Below are 15,472 nucleotides of genomic sequence, written 5' to 3'. Positions count from 1 at the left end.
GACGGCAGCGTCAACTGCGCCGCCGCGGCCGCCGCCAGCACGTCCTGCTGCGGCGCGCACTCGAAGGTCAAGGCCGCGCCGTCACGCGTGAGAATCTCGATTCGATGGTTCATCGGCTTGCCCCGTGCTCGCGCTCACGCGGCCTTGCGCGCGAGCGCGGCGGCGAGGTCGGCGTGCGCGTCGCCGATCGGCTGGATGCCGAACTGATCGACGAGAATCTGCACCACGCCCGGCGTGAGGAAAGCCGGCAGCGTCGGTCCGAGCCGGATGTTGCGGATGCCGAGCGCGAGCAGCGTCAGCAGCACGGCGGCCGCCTTCTGCTCGAACCACGAAATCACCAGCGACAGCGGCAGATCGTTGACGCCGCACTCGAACGCTTCCGCGAGCGCCACCGCGATCTGGATCGCCGAATAGCTGTCGTTGCACTGGCCGAGATCGAGCAGACGCGGAATGCCGCCGATGTCGCCGAACGCATGGCGATTGAAGCGGTACTTGTTGCAGCCGAGCGTCATGACGACGGTGTCGGCGGGCGCGGCCTGCGCGAACTCGGTGTAGTAGTTGCGGCCGGGCGCGGCGCCGTCGCAGCCGCCGATCAGGAAGAAGTGGCGGATCTGGCCGGCCTTCACGGCGTCGATCACCTTGTCGGCCACGCCGAGCACGGTATGGCGCGCGAAGCCGATAGTCACGGTTTCCTCGGGCGCGGTTTCGCGGAAGCCCGGCAGCGCGAGCGCGGCCTGCACGAGCGGCGCGAACGCGTGATGTTCCAGATGGCGCACGCCCGCCCAGCCGACCGACCCGGTCGTGAAAATGCGCTGACGATAGTGCGGAAGCGGCTCGATCAGGCAGTTCGAGGTCATCAGAATCGGGCCGGGGAAATTCGCGAAGTCGGACTGCTGGTCCTGCCACGCGCCGCCGTAGTTGCCCGCGAGGTGTGCATACGCCTTGAGCTTCGGATACGCGTGCGCAGGCAGCATCTCGCCGTGCGTGTAGATCTGCACGCCCGCGCCTTCGGTGGCTTGCAGCAGCGCTTCGAGATCGCCCAGATCGTGGCCGGACACGAGGATCGCCTTGCCCGCGACCGGCGTCATGCGCACGGCGGTGGGCTGCTGGTTGCCGAAGCGGCCGGTGTTGGCGGCGTCGAGCAATTCCATCACCTTGAGGTTCAGGCTGCCGAGCGCGAGCGCCTGTTCGAGGAGTTCGCCCGCCTCGACGGGCTCGCGCGCGAGGAAATCGAGCGCCGACGCCACGCCCGCGTAGACCTCGTCGCTTTCGTAGCCGAGCACGCGCGCGTGATGCGCGTAGGCGCACACGCCCTTGAGGCCGTAGAGCACCAGCGCGCGCAGCCCGACGATATCGGCGCCCACGACATCGAGACCCGCATCGACGCCGACGTCCGCGGCCTGCCCGAGCAGTTGCGGCAGATCCTCGCCCGGCTGCCAGCGCGCGGGACCGGCGGGTTCCTGCAGCGCGACGCCCTGCGCGAACGCCATCGTTTCATAGGCGGCCTTCACGCAGTCGCGATGTTGCGCGGCCTCGCGCAGCATCGCCACGAAGCGGCCGGCGTTGAAGTTCACGTTGGTGAGCGTGGTGAACATCGCGTAGAGGATGAAACGGTCGGCTTCGCGGTCGGCGCTGCCGAGACCGCGCGCGAGCGCGTTGTACTGTGCGATGCCCTTGACCGCGTGGATCAGCAGATCCTGCAGATCGGCGGTGGTGGCGTCCTTGCCGCAGTTGCCCTTCGCCGACGCGCATCCGGGCGCGCCGTGGGCGCGGTCGGTCTGTTCACATTGATAGCAAAACACGGTGCTCTCCTTGCTTGTGGGGATGGCTCGCGCCACGCGTCAGGCGACGGTGGATCGGCTGACGGAGCACGGCGTTGCCCGATGGCGGCAACCCGCGCCGCATCGGACGTCTTGTAAGATGCAAAATTGATGCATCTTTTTTATCGTCGCCTGGGCGCGGCAGATTTGCCGTGATGCAAATCAAAGGAAGGAGCGTGGCGGCGCAGGACGCGCTGCACCATGAAAAAAGCCCGCGACCGGGAAGGTCGCGGGCTTTTCGCCGGATTCGCGCGCGAAGGAATCGAGCGCGAGTCGAACCGGCTTAGAACGGTTAGCGGAATATGCCACGGCAAAATTCTTCGGTAACCAGTTGATTCCTCACTGATCGCGACGGTCCACCGATTGAATTTCGTAAAAGCCACATCGAGAAGCGTAGTGGAAGTCAGCTTGCAAACCACTTCCGCTGCCCTTGTTAGCAGCTATTCGCAGAACTATTGTCGACGCGATCAATCAACATCATGCTTCACGGCTTACGCCACTTGTCCGGCTTCCCGACACTCGTCGTTCGCACGCGCTCGACGAGCACCGGGCCGCTCGGATTGAGTTCACGCGCGCGCTCGATTGCCTCTCGCTGCGTCGGGGCGATTGCGCTTGCCCGCTGGGAATTCGGGCGACGGACTGCGTAGTCCCCTTCGTCCGAGCGGCGCTCAACAAAAATTTTTTGGGTCATCGGTCTACTCCGTAGCTTGGTAGCGAGTTACTCACTTGATGGGGAGCGCAAGCAAATTGTCAGTCCAGCGCTTGTCAGCAACGGTCTGAACATATTTCGTCCGCCCGTTGTGGTTGACGTGCACCCATGCCCCCTTCTGTTGAGGGTTCCGATCCGGACACCAGACAGATTCGTTCCCCATTTTTTCAATGTACGCGACCAATTGATCCAGAGTGGACACCCCATTTTCCTGGGTCGGTTGATTGTCTTGCCATACCTGCCACCAAAGATGGGTGATGTGTTCATGGGCCTGCCCACCACCCATACGCCGCGCCATGCACTTCAAAGTCCTTGCCATGGTTGACACCTCTTCAAAAATTGAGGAAGCGTTCGCCGTTCTCAAGACGAACTTCACGAATTGCGTATCTGGTCACGCTAGGCTCCATTCGACGAACGGAACCCATTTTTTACCGATTAGGCACGTTCCGCCTAGATCGAATCATGCGTAAACGAAAAAAGACCCGAAGATCCAAGCTAAATCGTTGATTTAGCTTGGAAACTCGGGTCTATCCTTACACTAGGAACTAACGTTCCTCCTAGAACGGAATATCGTCGTCCATTTCGTCGAAGCCGCCGCCGGCCGGGGCGTTCGAACGGCCAGCGCCGCCGCCCGAGCCGCCACCGCTCGAACGCGGTGCACCGCCGCCGCCGCCGCCGCCCGAAGCACGGCCACCGCCGCGCGGTGCGCTGTCACGGCTGTAGCCGCCGTCGTCACCCATATCGCTGCCCGCCGACGCGCCGCCGCTGCGGCCGCCCAGCATCTGCATCTGATCGGCGACGATTTCCGTCGAATAACGGTCGGTGCCGTCCTGCGCCTGCCACTTGCGGGTGCGGATGCGGCCTTCGATATACACCGACGAGCCCTTCTTCAGGTACTCCGAGACGATCTCGGCCAGACGGCCGAAGAACGCCACGCGGTGCCATTCGGTCATTTCCTTGAACTCGCCGGACGCCTTGTCCTTGTAGCGGTCGGTGGTCGCGAGGCGGATGTTCGCCACGGCGTCACCGCTCGGCAGATAGCGCACTTCCGGCTCGGCGCCGAGGTTGCCGACGAGGATCACCTTGTTCACGGATGCCATGTATTTCTCCAGTTGATTCCGATCAGGCGCGCCGAAGCGCGTTCAAACGCACGCTCACGCGCGCTCAGCGCGTTTGGGCGGCGCCTTCATGTTGGCCGCGATTATAAGCCAGCAGAACACGAGGCCTGAGCACGTATAGAAAACGGTGTTCGGGCCGTCGTGTTTGAGCAGCCAGCCGCCCACCACGCCGCCGAGCGCGAGCCCGATCGACTGCGTGGTGTTATAGACGCCCGTGGCCGCGCCCTTGCGGTTGCCCGGCGCGAGCTTCGACACCAGCGAAGGCTGCGACGCTTCCAGAATATTGAAGCCGAGGAAGTACACGAACAGCACGGCGGCCACGATTGCTATGGTATGCGCAAGCGAGCCGAGCAGAAGCTGGCCGATCAGAATAAGCCCAATGGCCGAGACCACCACGGCCTTCATCTTGCCCTTCTTCTCCGCCGCGATGATGGCCGGCACCATCAGCACGAACGACAGGCCCATCACGGGCAGATAAATCATCCAGTGCGAGGCGACCGGCAGACCCGCATCGACGAGCAGGCGCGGCACCACGAGGAACAGCGCGGTCTGCGTCGCGTGCAGCACCAGCACGCCGAAATTCAGGCGCAGCAGCTCGACGTTGTGCAGGACTTCGGAGAACGGCGCGCGCACGTGCACGGGCTTGGGCGCATCGGGCACGATCCACAGCACCACGCCCACCGCGATGATCGAGAACACGCCGACCAGCGTAAAGAGGCCGCTCATGCCGAGCCAGTGCACCACGATGGGCGCGCCGACGATCGCCACCGCGAACGACAGGCCGATCGAGCCGCCCACCATCGCCATGGCCTTGGTGCGGTTCTGCTCGCTGGTGAGATCGGCGATGAAGGCCAGCACGGCCGACGACACCGCGCCCATGCCCTGGATCACGCGCCCGACGATAATCCACGTCATGTCGTGCGCGCCCGCGGCCACGAAGCTGCCGATCGCGAAGATCACGAGGCCGGCGGCGATCACCGGCTTGCGGCCGATGCGGTCGGAGATCCAGCCGTAGAAAATGTACAGGAGCGACTGCGTCACGCCGTACGCACCGAGCGCGATGCCGACGAGCAGCAGGTTGTCGCCGCCGGGAATGGTTTTCGCGTAGACCGAAAACACCGGCATGATCATGAAGAGGCCGAGCATGCGCAGCGCGAAGATCGCGGCAAGCGACACGGTCGCGCGCAGCTCGGGCGCACTCATGCGTGAAGAGGTAGCGGGTGAGTTGGAGGACATCGGAGCGTATTGTGATTGGCCGCCGCTGCCCGCCGGCGATGCGCGCGCCGCGTGGAACTCAGTGGGCGCTGATTGCGCACTTACCGTGGCCCCGGAGCGCGGAGCCCGGGTCGCCTTGCAAGAGCTGTCGGTTGGCTTGCAGGGTCTTCGCGCGGACGCTTCAAGGTCCTTTCAAAGACCGTTGGCAAGCCGTAACGGCGGTCTGGAAAAGTCGTTATAGTAGCAGGTTTAGCCTCCCTCTCTCCCGCAGGTTCATGGAACAGATCCGTATCCGTGGGGCCCGAACCCACAACCTGAAGAACGTCAATCTGGACCTGCCGCGCCACAAGCTCGTGGTGATCACCGGGCTATCCGGTTCCGGCAAGTCCTCGCTGGCCTTCGACACGCTCTACGCAGAAGGCCAGCGCCGCTACGTGGAGAGCCTGTCGGCGTACGCCCGTCAGTTTCTTCAGTTGATGGAGAAGCCCGACGTCGATCTGATCGAGGGTCTGTCGCCGGCGATTTCGATCGAGCAGAAGGCGACGTCGCACAATCCGCGCTCGACGGTCGGCACGGTCACCGAAATCCACGACTACCTGCGACTTCTTTACGCACGTGTCGGCACGCCGTACTGCCCCGACCACGAGATTCCGCTGGAAGCGCAAAGCGTCTCGCAGATGGTCGACGCCGCGCTCGCGCTGCCCGAGGAGACCCGGCTGATGATCCTCGCGCCCGTGATCGTAGACCGCAAGGGCGAGCACGCCGAACTCTTCGACGACATGCAGGCGCAGGGTTTCGTGCGCTTTCGCGTGCGCTCGGGCGGCGGCACGGCGAACGAGGGCGAGGCGAAGATCTACGAAGTGGAGTCGCTGCCCAAGCTCAAGAAGAGCGAGCGCCACACCATCGACGTGGTGGTGGACCGCCTGAAGGTGCGCCCCGACATGAAGCAGCGCCTCGCGGAGTCGTTCGAAACGGCACTGCGTCTCGCCGACGGCCGCGCCATCGCGCTCGAAATGGACACGAACAAGGAGCATCTCTACAGCTCGAAGTTCGCCTGCCCGATCTGCTCGTACTCGCTGCCGGAGCTGGAGCCGCGCCTCTTCTCATTCAACAACCCGATGGGCGCGTGCCCGGAGTGCGACGGCCTCGGCCAGATCACCTTCTTCGACCCGAAGCGCGTGGTCGCGCATCCGTCGCTGTCGCTCGCGGCGGGAGCCGTGAAGGGCTGGGACCGGCGCAACCAGTTCTACTTCCAGATGCTGCAGAGTCTCGCGGCGTACTACGACTTCGACATCGATACCGCCTTCGAGGATCTGCCGGAGAAAGTGCGCAAGATCCTGCTGTACGGCTCGGGCAAGCAGGAAATCCCGTTCTCGTACATCAACGAGCGCGGCCGCACGTCCGTGCGCGAGCACGTGTTCGAAGGCATCATCCCGAATCTGGAGCGCCGCTACCGCGAAACCGATTCGGCCGCGGTGCGCGAGGAACTCGCCAAGTACCAGAACAATCAGGCCTGCCCGCATTGCGAAGGCACGCGTCTGCGCCGCGAAGCGCGCTTCGTGCGCATCGGCGCGGGCGAGGATGCGCGCGCCATCTATGAAGTGAGCGGCTGGCCGCTGCGCGACACGCTCGGCTACTTCCAGACGCTGCGCCTCGAAGGCGCGAAAGGCGAGATCGCCGACAAGGTGGTCAAGGAAATCGTCGCGCGCTTGATGTTCCTGAATAACGTCGGGCTCGATTACCTCTCGCTCGAACGCAGCGCCGAAACGCTCTCGGGCGGCGAAGCGCAGCGCATCCGCCTCGCCTCGCAGATCGGCTCGGGCCTCACGGGCGTGATGTACGTGCTCGACGAACCGTCGATCGGCCTGCACCAGCGCGACAACGACCGCCTCATTTCCACGCTCAAGCATCTGCGCGATCTCGGCAATTCGGTGATCGTCGTGGAGCACGACGAGGACATGATCCGCATGGCCGATTACGTCGTCGACATGGGGCCGGGCGCGGGCGTGCACGGCGGCATGGTGATCGCCGAAGGCACGCCCAAACAGGTGGAGCGCGATCCCGCCTCCATGACGGGCCAGTATCTCTCGGGCGCGCGCCGCATCGACTATCCGGACGAGCGCCAGGATCCCGACGAGCGCCGCCTGCGCATCGTCGAGGCCTACGGCAACAACCTCAAGCACGTGACGCTCGATCTGCCGGTCGGCCTGCTGACCTGCGTGACGGGCGTGTCCGGTTCGGGCAAGTCCACGCTCATCAACGACACGCTGTATCACGCGGTGTCGCAGCATCTGTACGGTTCGTCGGCCGAGCCGGCGCCGTTCGAGGCGATCGAAGGGCTCGAACATTTCGACAAGGTCATCAACGTCGATCAATCGCCGATCGGCCGCACGCCGCGTTCGAATCCGGCCACCTATACGGGCCTTTTCACGCCCATCCGCGAACTGTTCGCGGGCGTGCCGGCGGCCAAGGAGCGCGGCTACGAGTCGGGCCGCTTCTCGTTCAACGTGAAGGGCGGCCGTTGCGAGAGCTGCCAGGGCGACGGCGTGCTGAAGGTGGAAATGCACTTCCTGCCCGACGTCTACGTGCCCTGCGACGTCTGTCACGGCAAGCGCTACAACCGCGAAACGCTGGAAATCCAGTACAAGGGCCGGAACATCAGCGAAGTGCTCGACATGACGGTGGAAACCGCCTACGAGTTCTTCAAGGCAGTGCCGGTCGTGGCGCGCAAGCTCAAGACGCTGCTGGACGTGGGTCTGGGCTATATCCGCCTCGGCCAGTCGGCCACCACGCTCTCGGGCGGCGAAGCGCAGCGCGTGAAGCTTTCTCTGGAACTTTCCAAGCGGGATACGGGCCGGACGCTGTATATACTCGACGAGCCGACCACCGGCCTGCACTTCCACGACATCGCCCTGCTGCTCGAAGTGATCCACCGGCTTCGCGATCAGGGCAATACTGTCGTGATCATCGAGCATAATCTCGATGTCATCAAAACCGCCGACTGGGTCATCGACATGGGACCGGAAGGCGGCGCAGGCGGCGGCATGATCGTGGCGCAGGGGACGCCCGAGCAGGTCGCGAAGTCGAAGGCGAGCTTCACCGGCCGCTATCTCGCGCCGCTGCTCAAGCGCGGGGCCAGCAGCGCGGTCGCGCTCGACGAGGCATCGGGACAGTAAGCGGTCGCCAGCGAGCGCTCACGAACAGGCAAGCACCGAAGCACCATCACGAATAAGCGGCCGCCCACGAGCGGCCGACAACAAGCACCAGTAAGCAGTCACGATTGCTGCGGTAACAACGGGTTGGGAGCGCGTGCGCTCCCGAGGTCTGGAGACGGAAAAGAACCAACATGGGCAAGCGCAACGAAGCGACCGACGCGACCGGTTCGTCCGGCGAGAAGCAGCAGCAGGTGCGCGATCTGCGCCCTCGGCCGGTCAGGCTCACGAGCGACATGAGTCTGCCGAAACTCTCGGCCGTGGAGATCGGCAGCTATGTGGCCGCGCTCCTCGGCATGATCGCGGTGCTGCATCTGAATCTGCTCGGGGCGCTGCTGGCCGGCATGCTCGTCTATCAGCTCGTCCATACGATTTCGCCGCTCATCGAGCGCCGCATGTCGAGCAGCCGCGCGCGCTGGCTGTCGGTCGTGCTGGTGTCCATCGTGATCGTGGGCGTGCTCACGGGGCTCACGGTGGGCGTGATCGAGCAGTTCGAAAACGACGTGCCGAGCGTGCAGAAAGTCATGGCGCAGATGATGACTTTCGTCGACCAGGCGCGCAGCCGCATTCCCGAATCCATCGCAGCCTATCTGCCCGTGGACGTCGCGCAGATGAAGCTCAAGGCGCTCGCGCTGATGCACGAGCACGCCACGCAGCTCGGCCAGGGCGGCAAGAACGCGGCGCGCATTCTGGGGCATATCGTGATCGGCATGATCATCGGCGCGATCATTGCGATCGGCGCGCAGAAGAACGCCACCCGGCTGCCGCTTTCGACGGCGTTCGTCGCGCGCGTCTCGCGTTTCGCCGACGCGTTCCGCCGCATCGTGTTCGCGCAGGTGAAGATTTCGGCCATCAACACGGTGTTCACGGGCCTGTTCCTGCTGCTCGTGCTGCCGGTTTTCCACGCGCCGCTGCCGCTCGCGAAGATGCTCGTGGTGGTGACGTTCGTGGTGGGCCTGCTGCCGGTGATCGGCAATCTGATTTCGAACACGCTGATCGTGGCCATCGCGCTCACCGTGAGCCTGCCCGCGGCGGTCACGGCGCTGGTGTTCCTGATCGTGATCCACAAGCTCGAATACTTCCTGAACGCGCGCATCGTGGGCGGCCAGATCGAGGCGCGCACGTGGGAACTGCTCGTGGCGATGCTCGTGATGGAAGCCGCGTTCGGCATTCAGGGCGTGATCGCCGCGCCGATTTTCTACGCGTATATCAAGCGCGAGCTGATTTATCTGCGGCTGGTTTGAGGCGCGGGCTTACCAGATTGTCTTGACGTGCGAATAGGCGCGGATTTTCTCGTCGCGCGTGACGAGTGGCGCCGCCAGCCGGCGCGCCGTGGCGACGATCATGCGATCCGCCGGATCCTTGTGGAAATCGCCGGGTAAATCGACCGATTTCAGGCCAATTTCCACGTCGATGGGCAGGAAGCGCACGGCCTCGATCTGCGACACGGTCGCGAGCCAGGTGTCCACGTCCATGGTCAGCACCAGTTTCTCACGCTGCACCAGCATGGCGATCTCCCAGGCCGAGATCGCCGAAATCACGATCTGCCCGCCGTGCAACTCGCGCTGAATCGCGGCGTGGGCCTTGCGGCTGAGTTCCTTGTCCGCGTTGGCCCACCAGACGAGCGCGTGCGTGTCGAGCACGATCACTGCGCGGCGTCCCAGTCGACGTCGAGCGGATCGGTCGGCCCGTCGTAACGCACGACCGAACCACGCAACATCTCAAGCGGGTCGCGCTCCAGACCGCGATACGGCCGCAACTCCAGCGTCGGACGGCCGTGATCGGTCACCACGACGCTTTCACCCGACGCCTCGACCTGCCGGAAGAACTCGAGCGCTTTCGCCTTGAACTCGGTTTTCGAGACCTGCTGGGAATCCATGAGTCGCCTCTTTGCACGTTTCGCACGTGCGCGCTTGTCGGGATCCGTCATGCTATGTCCGTAATGACCAGAGGAACAAGTCATTATTAGGCGATGACCTGACAAAAGACAATGGCCCCTTCCGGGGCCATTTTCACACCATCGCCGAAGCGATCGCACGCTCAAAACGCGCTTAGCGGAACACCACCGTCTTGTGTCCGTTCAGCAGAATGCGGTGCTCCACATGCCACTTCACCGCGCGCGCGAGCGTCACGCATTCGACGTCGCGGCCGATCGCCGTGAGTTGCTCCGGCGTCATGTTGTGGTCCACGCGCTCGACTTCCTGCTCGATGATCGGGCCTTCGTCGAGGTCGGACGTCACATAGTGCGCCGTCGCGCCGATCAGCTTCACGCCGCGGTCAAACGCCTGGTAGTACGGCTTCGCGCCCTTGAAGCTCGGCAGGAACGAATGGTGGATGTTGATCGCGCGGCCCTTGAGCGCCTCGCACAGCTCCGGCGAAAGGATCTGCATGTAGCGCGCGAGCACCACGAGATCCGCGCCTTCGCGGTTCACCACTTCGAGCACGCGCGCTTCCTGCGCGGCCTTGTCGGCAGCTGTGCCGCCGAGCAGCGGGAAGTGATGGAACGGGATGTTGTAGCTCGCCGCCAGCTGGTAGAAGTCCTTGTGGTTCGAGATGATCGCGGGGATCTCGATGGGCAACTGGCCGGTGCGATAGCGGAACAGCAGGTCGTTCAGGCAGTGACCGATCTTCGACACCATCAGCACCACGCGCGGCTTCACGTTCGCGTCATGCAGCTCCCAGCGCATGCCGAACTCGTCCGCCAGCGGCGCGAACGCGTCGCGCAGGCCGTCGAGGCCCGGGTCGCCGCCCACCTGCTGGAAATGCACGCGCATGAAGAACTCGCCCGTGTGGCTGTCGCCGAACTGGGCCGAGTCGAGAATATTGCTGCCGCGCTCGAACAGAAAACCCGACACGGCATGCACGATGCCCGGACGGTCGGCGCAGGACAGTTTGAGAATAAAGCTGTGATCGGTCGACATGACCTTGGTGACTCCCATCGATTCCTGGTGTTTCAAAAGGGCTTCAGTTACTGAAAAAACCCACGCCCTTTCACAGCGTCGGTGGCTCGAAGATCGCGGCGATGCCCTCGCACGCGTCCTCGTCAATCCATTGGCGGCGCAGCAGCAGATCGAGCGTCGCGAGACTCGCGTCCACCGTCATCTTGCCTTCCTCGATCCAGCGCGCGGTTTCGTCGATGCGCGCAAGACGATGCTCGCCGACTTCGCCGTCCTGATTGTGCGGCACGAAATCTTCGGGCAACGCGAGATCGTAGACGAAGATCTGCTCGGCCTGGGTGCCTTCGGGCAGCGACTGCAGCACGTGCACGGTGCGGCCCGGCGTGGCGCGCGCGGCCAGTTCGGCGGCAATGCCCGCCTCTTCCCAGCACTCTTTCTGCAGCGTGGCCTCGACGCCCAGACCCCAGCCGATGCCGCCCGCGACCACGTTGTCGAGCATGCCCGGATCGGTCGCCTTGGTGTCGCTGCGGCGCGCGATCCAGAGCTGCGGCGCCGGGGAACCCGCATATTCTACGACGCCGTTCAGATGCACCGCGTACGTCATCGTGCCGAAGAAGCGCGAGGCTGCGCGCTCGATATAGGCGAGCGGCGGCGCGTCGAAGGCGTTGCGGATCGCGTAGGTTTCGTCGCGCCAGCCCGGAATGCGGCCTTCGGCGGCGAGCGCGCCGATCACCGCGCCCAGCGCCGCGCTGCGCGCCGTCACGCTGTCGAATTCCGCGGCGAGCGTCACGCGCGCGGTGTCGGCGTCGCCGTCGATCTCGAAGACGTCGGGCCAACGCGCGAGCAGCGCGACGTCGGCGGCGCGAATCCAGCCCACGCGTTCGTCGCCGAAATGAAACGGCAGATGCGCGTTCACATCGAAGTGGCGCGCGTCGGTAATGCAGGGCAAGGTCATCTCTGGGGCTCCGGGCGTCGTGAAGCGTCGATGTAAAGCGGCGAGCGTCAATCGCGCAGCGCGATGCGCATGCCGATGGCGATGAAGGTCAGGCCGGCGAGGCGGTCGAGCCACACGCCCGCGCGCGGACGGCGCTTGAGCCAGCTGCCGAGCGCGCCCGCGCACACGCCGAACACCGAGAACACGACCACGGTCTGCGCCATGAACAGCACGCCGAGTTCGAGCATCTGCAGCGTCACGCTCTGCGCGCCGTGCACGTCGACGAACTGCGGCAGGAACACCACGAAGAACAGCGTGACTTTCGGGTTCATGATGTTGCCGATCACGCTCTGGCGGAAGATCGTCGCGAGCGGCTGGCGCGGACGGTCGCCCGCCGCCGCCAGTCCCTGACTGCGCAGCGCCTTGATGCCGATCCAGATCAGGTACGCGGCGCCCGCGAGCTTGAGGATCTGGAACGCGAGCGGCGACGAGCGCAGCAGCGCGGCAATGCCGAGCGCGGCGAGCGTCGTGTGGAACGTCACGCCCGCCGCGAAGCCGAGCGCCGACACGAAGCCGGCCATGCGCCCCTGCGAAATGCCGCGTGCGAGCACTTGCAGGTTGTCGGGACCGGGCGCGAAGGTGATCGCGATCGAGGTCGCGAGGAACAGCGCGAAATTGGGCATGAGCGGGTCGGCGAGGTTGTCGGCGGTCTTGAACGAGCTAGTGGGAGCGTCAGCGGTCAGTGGCCGCCGAACGACGTCACGGTAAACAGCGGCAAGCCCGATTCGGTCAGCAGCTTCGAGCCGCCGAGGTCCGGCAGATCGATGATCGCCGCGCCCTCCACCACCGTCGCGCCGAGGCGCTCGAGCAGCAGCTTGCCCGCGAGCATGGTGCCGCCCGTGGCGATCAGATCGTCGACGATCACCACGCGGTCGCCCGGCTTGCAGGCGTCTTCGTGCACTTCGACGGTCGACTCGCCATATTCGAGCTTGTAAGTTTCCGACACGGTCTTGTACGGCAGCTTGCCGATCTTGCGCACCGGAATGAAGCCCACATTCAGTTCATACGCGACGATCGGGCCGATGATGAAGCCGCGCGCGTCGAGGCCCGCCACGTAGTCGAGCTTCGCGTCCACGTAACGCTCCACGAACAGGTCGATCAGCACGCGCAGGCCCTTCGGATGGCCGATCAGCGGCGTGATATCGCGGAATTGCACTCCCGGCTGAGGCCAGTCGGGCACCGTGCGGATCAGACTGTTGACGAACTGCGCGGCTTCGGTGCTCGCGATCGAGTTCGCAGGTGCGTTGGACATGATTTCTCCGGGCAGTAGCAAGAATAAAGAGCAGGTAATGCAGATAAACAATTAAAACGGGGCGCGACCCCGTGCGACGTCACCGCGATCCGGCCGGGCCGCGCGGTGTGACTCGCCGACGGGCGGCGAAGTTTCGCGGTTTTCGTGTCGAGCCCTGACGAGCTGTGACGCGCCGTATCAGGCCGCCGCCGCGCCCGCGCCGGCGGCGCCCGGCTTGCGGTGCCGTGACAGCCGTTCCTCGGCTTGCGCCAGCTGCTCGGGCAGACCGCGCAGCACGACGATGTCGGCTTCGCGCAGCTTCGTCGAGGGATCGGGCTCCACGCCGCGAATGCCGTGACGGCGGATCGCGGTCACTTCCACGCCGAGGTCGAACAGGCCCAGATCGGCGAGCGTGCGGCCCACGGCGTCGGCGCGCGCGTCGACCGGTACGGATTGTAGCCGCACCTGCTCGTGACCGTCCTCGCCCACGTCGTCGGTGCCGTGGAAGTAGCCGCGCAGCAGGCTGTAGCGCGCGTCGCGCAGTTCCTCCACGCGGCGCACGACGCGCCGCATCGGCACGCCCATCAGCACCAGCATGTGCGAGGCCAGCATCAGGCTGCCTTCGACGATCTCCGGAATCACCTCGGTCGCGCCCGCCGCGAGCAGGCGTTCGAGATCGGCGTCGTCGACCGTGCGCACGATGGTGGGCAGCGTCGGCTCCAGTTCGTGGATGTGATGCAGCACGCGAAACGCCGACTGCGTGTTCGCATAGGTCACGGCCACGGCCGCCGCGCGATGGATACCCGCCGCGACCAGCGACTCGCGCCGCGCCGCGTCGCCGAACACCACCGACTCGCCCGCCGCCGCCGCGGCCGCCACGCGGTCCGGATCGAGGTCGAGCGCGACGTACGAAAGGCCTTCGTTTTCCAGCATGCGCGCCAGATTCTGCCCGGCGCGGCCATAACCGCAGATGATCACGTGGCCGCTCTGCTTGAGGCTTTGCGTGGCGATGCGCGTCATCATCAGCGACTGCTGCATCCATTCCGTCGACGACAGCCGCAGCACGATGCGATCGGCGTTCTGGATCAGGAACGGCGCGGCGAGCATCGACAGCAGCATCGCCGCGAGGATCGCCTGGAGCAACGTGGGATCGACGAGATGCTTGTCCAGAATGAGGTTGAGCAGCACGAAGCCGAATTCGCCCGCCTGCGCGAGACCGAGGCCCGTGCGCATCGCCACGCCCGGCGACGCGCCGAACAGACGCGTGAGCGCCGTGATCATCACCGCCTTGAGCACGACGGGCGCAATCAGGAACGCGCCCACCATCAACGGATGCTGGATGATCACGTGCGGGTTCAGCAGCATGCCCGTGGTGATGAAGAAGAGGCCGAGCAGCACGTCGCGAAACGGCTTGATGTCCTCTTCCACCTGATGTTTGTACGGCGTTTCGGCGATCAGCATGCCCGCGATGAACGCGCCGAGTGCGAGCGAGAGGCCAAATTTGTCGGTGACGAACGCCGCGCCCAGCGTGACGAGCAGCACGTTCAGAACGAACAGCTCCTGCGAACGCCGCCGCGCCACCACGTTGAACCAGCGCGTCATGAACTTCTGGCCGACGAACAGCAGAATGCCAAGAGCCAGCACGATCTTGATGGCCGCCATGCCGAGCGATTCGATCAGCGACTTCGACGAGCCGCCGAACGCCGCGATCACGATCAGCAGCGGCACCACGGCCAGATCCTGGAACAGCAGCACGCCGAGAATATTGCGGCCGTGCTCCGACTCGATCTCCAGCCGCTCCGCCAGCATCTTGCTGACGATGGCCGTCGACGACATGGCGAGCGCGCCGCCCAGCGCCACGCAGGCCTGCCACGTGATGTGCACCCACGGATCGAGCGCGAGCCCGACCAGCAGCGCGACCACGATCGTGCCGAGCACCTGCGAGAGCCCGAGCCCGAACACAGCGCGCCGCATCGCGCGCAGCTTGGTCAGCGAAAACTCCAGCCCGATCGAGAACATCAGGAATACGACGCCGAATTCGGCCAGATTCTGCGCGCCCTCCGTGTTCGGCACGATGCCGAACGCGCGCGGGCCGACCAGAATGCCGACCGAGAGGTAGCCGAGCATCGGCGGCAGGTTCAGGTAACGGAACAGCACGACGCCGACCACCGAGGCGAGCAGCAGGAACAACGTCATTTCCAGCGGTGAAATCATCGTGCGAAGCGTCCTCGTTCTGAAGTCCTTCTCGGCCGTCGCCGGCGAGTCAAATTTTCGCC

At 64.9% G+C, this 15,472-nt stretch carries 14 protein-coding genes; 2 read left to right on the top strand and 12 right to left on the bottom strand.

Annotated elements, in window-relative coordinates; all coding sequences use genetic code 11:
* Positions 1-134 precede the first annotated feature (134 nt).
* The 5 genes from hcp to G3N97_RS27560 all read right to left on the bottom strand — a co-directional run bounded on the left by hcp (position 135) and on the right by G3N97_RS27560 (position 4,850).
* Positions 135-1,802, bottom strand: a complete 1,668-nt coding sequence (gene hcp / locus G3N97_RS27580; protein WP_205996182.1) for a hydroxylamine reductase — start codon at positions 1,800-1,802, stop codon at positions 135-137.
* Positions 1,803-2,304: 502 nt separating this feature from the next.
* Positions 2,305-2,511, bottom strand: coding sequence for a DUF2188 domain-containing protein (locus tag G3N97_RS27575; RefSeq protein ID WP_205996181.1), 207 nt, complete (start codon positions 2,509-2,511; stop codon positions 2,305-2,307).
* Between the two features lie 31 nt (positions 2,512-2,542).
* Positions 2,543-2,905, bottom strand: coding sequence for a DUF3892 domain-containing protein (locus G3N97_RS27570; protein ID WP_346778128.1), 363 nt, complete (start codon positions 2,903-2,905; stop codon positions 2,543-2,545).
* Positions 2,906-3,086: 181 nt separating this feature from the next.
* Positions 3,087-3,629 (bottom strand): single-stranded DNA-binding protein, encoded by a 543-nt coding sequence (locus G3N97_RS27565; protein ID WP_205996180.1) that lies wholly within the window; start codon positions 3,627-3,629, stop codon positions 3,087-3,089.
* Between the two features lie 54 nt (positions 3,630-3,683).
* The gene (locus tag G3N97_RS27560) at positions 3,684-4,850 is read right to left on the bottom strand and encodes an MFS transporter (protein ID WP_205996179.1); all 1,167 of its coding nucleotides are present in this window, start codon (positions 4,848-4,850) and stop codon (positions 3,684-3,686) included.
* Between the two features lie 287 nt (positions 4,851-5,137).
* Here G3N97_RS27560 and uvrA point away from each other — a divergent pair, with 287 nt between their 5' ends.
* Both uvrA and G3N97_RS27550 read left to right on the top strand, forming a co-directional pair.
* Positions 5,138-8,038: an excinuclease ABC subunit UvrA gene (gene uvrA / locus G3N97_RS27555; RefSeq protein WP_205996178.1), complete on the top strand. Its 2,901-nt coding sequence runs from the start codon at positions 5,138-5,140 to the stop codon at positions 8,036-8,038.
* A gap of 170 nt (positions 8,039-8,208) precedes the next feature.
* Positions 8,209-9,318, top strand: coding sequence for an AI-2E family transporter (locus tag G3N97_RS27550; RefSeq protein ID WP_205996177.1), 1,110 nt, complete (start codon positions 8,209-8,211; stop codon positions 9,316-9,318).
* 9 nt (positions 9,319-9,327) lie between these two features.
* On the opposite strand, the gene G3N97_RS27545 is transcribed toward G3N97_RS27550, so the two are convergent.
* The 7 genes from G3N97_RS27545 to G3N97_RS27515 all read right to left on the bottom strand — a co-directional run bounded on the left by G3N97_RS27545 (position 9,328) and on the right by G3N97_RS27515 (position 15,410).
* Positions 9,328-9,723 (bottom strand): type II toxin-antitoxin system VapC family toxin, encoded by a 396-nt coding sequence (locus G3N97_RS27545; RefSeq protein WP_205996176.1) that lies wholly within the window; start codon positions 9,721-9,723, stop codon positions 9,328-9,330.
* Positions 9,720-9,953 carry a type II toxin-antitoxin system Phd/YefM family antitoxin gene (locus tag G3N97_RS27540; protein WP_205996175.1) on the bottom strand — a complete coding sequence of 78 codons (234 nt, stop codon included), beginning with the start codon at positions 9,951-9,953 and terminating at the stop codon, positions 9,720-9,722. Before G3N97_RS27540 ends, G3N97_RS27545 begins: the two co-directional genes overlap by 4 nt.
* Before the next feature lie 172 nt (positions 9,954-10,125).
* Complete coding sequence (purU, locus tag G3N97_RS27535; protein WP_065062228.1) at positions 10,126-10,995, bottom strand: formyltetrahydrofolate deformylase; 870 nt, start codon at positions 10,993-10,995, stop codon at positions 10,126-10,128.
* A gap of 70 nt (positions 10,996-11,065) precedes the next feature.
* Positions 11,066-11,926, bottom strand: coding sequence for an NUDIX hydrolase family protein (locus G3N97_RS27530; RefSeq protein ID WP_205996174.1), 861 nt, complete (start codon positions 11,924-11,926; stop codon positions 11,066-11,068).
* Between the two features lie 47 nt (positions 11,927-11,973).
* Positions 11,974-12,588, bottom strand: coding sequence for a LysE family translocator (locus G3N97_RS27525; protein ID WP_065062224.1), 615 nt, complete (start codon positions 12,586-12,588; stop codon positions 11,974-11,976).
* Positions 12,589-12,644: 56 nt separating this feature from the next.
* Positions 12,645-13,217 (bottom strand): adenine phosphoribosyltransferase, encoded by a 573-nt coding sequence (locus G3N97_RS27520; protein ID WP_205996173.1) that lies wholly within the window; start codon positions 13,215-13,217, stop codon positions 12,645-12,647.
* Between the two features lie 177 nt (positions 13,218-13,394).
* Complete coding sequence (locus tag G3N97_RS27515; protein ID WP_205996172.1) at positions 13,395-15,410, bottom strand: monovalent cation:proton antiporter family protein; 2,016 nt, start codon at positions 15,408-15,410, stop codon at positions 13,395-13,397.
* Between the last annotated feature and the right edge of the window lie 62 nt (positions 15,411-15,472).

The organism is Paraburkholderia sp. Ac-20347 (genome assembly GCF_017104805.1).
GTDB lineage: Bacteria > Pseudomonadota > Gammaproteobacteria > Burkholderiales > Burkholderiaceae > Paraburkholderia > Paraburkholderia tropica.
This window is presented reverse-complemented; position numbering and strand designations above follow the sequence as displayed.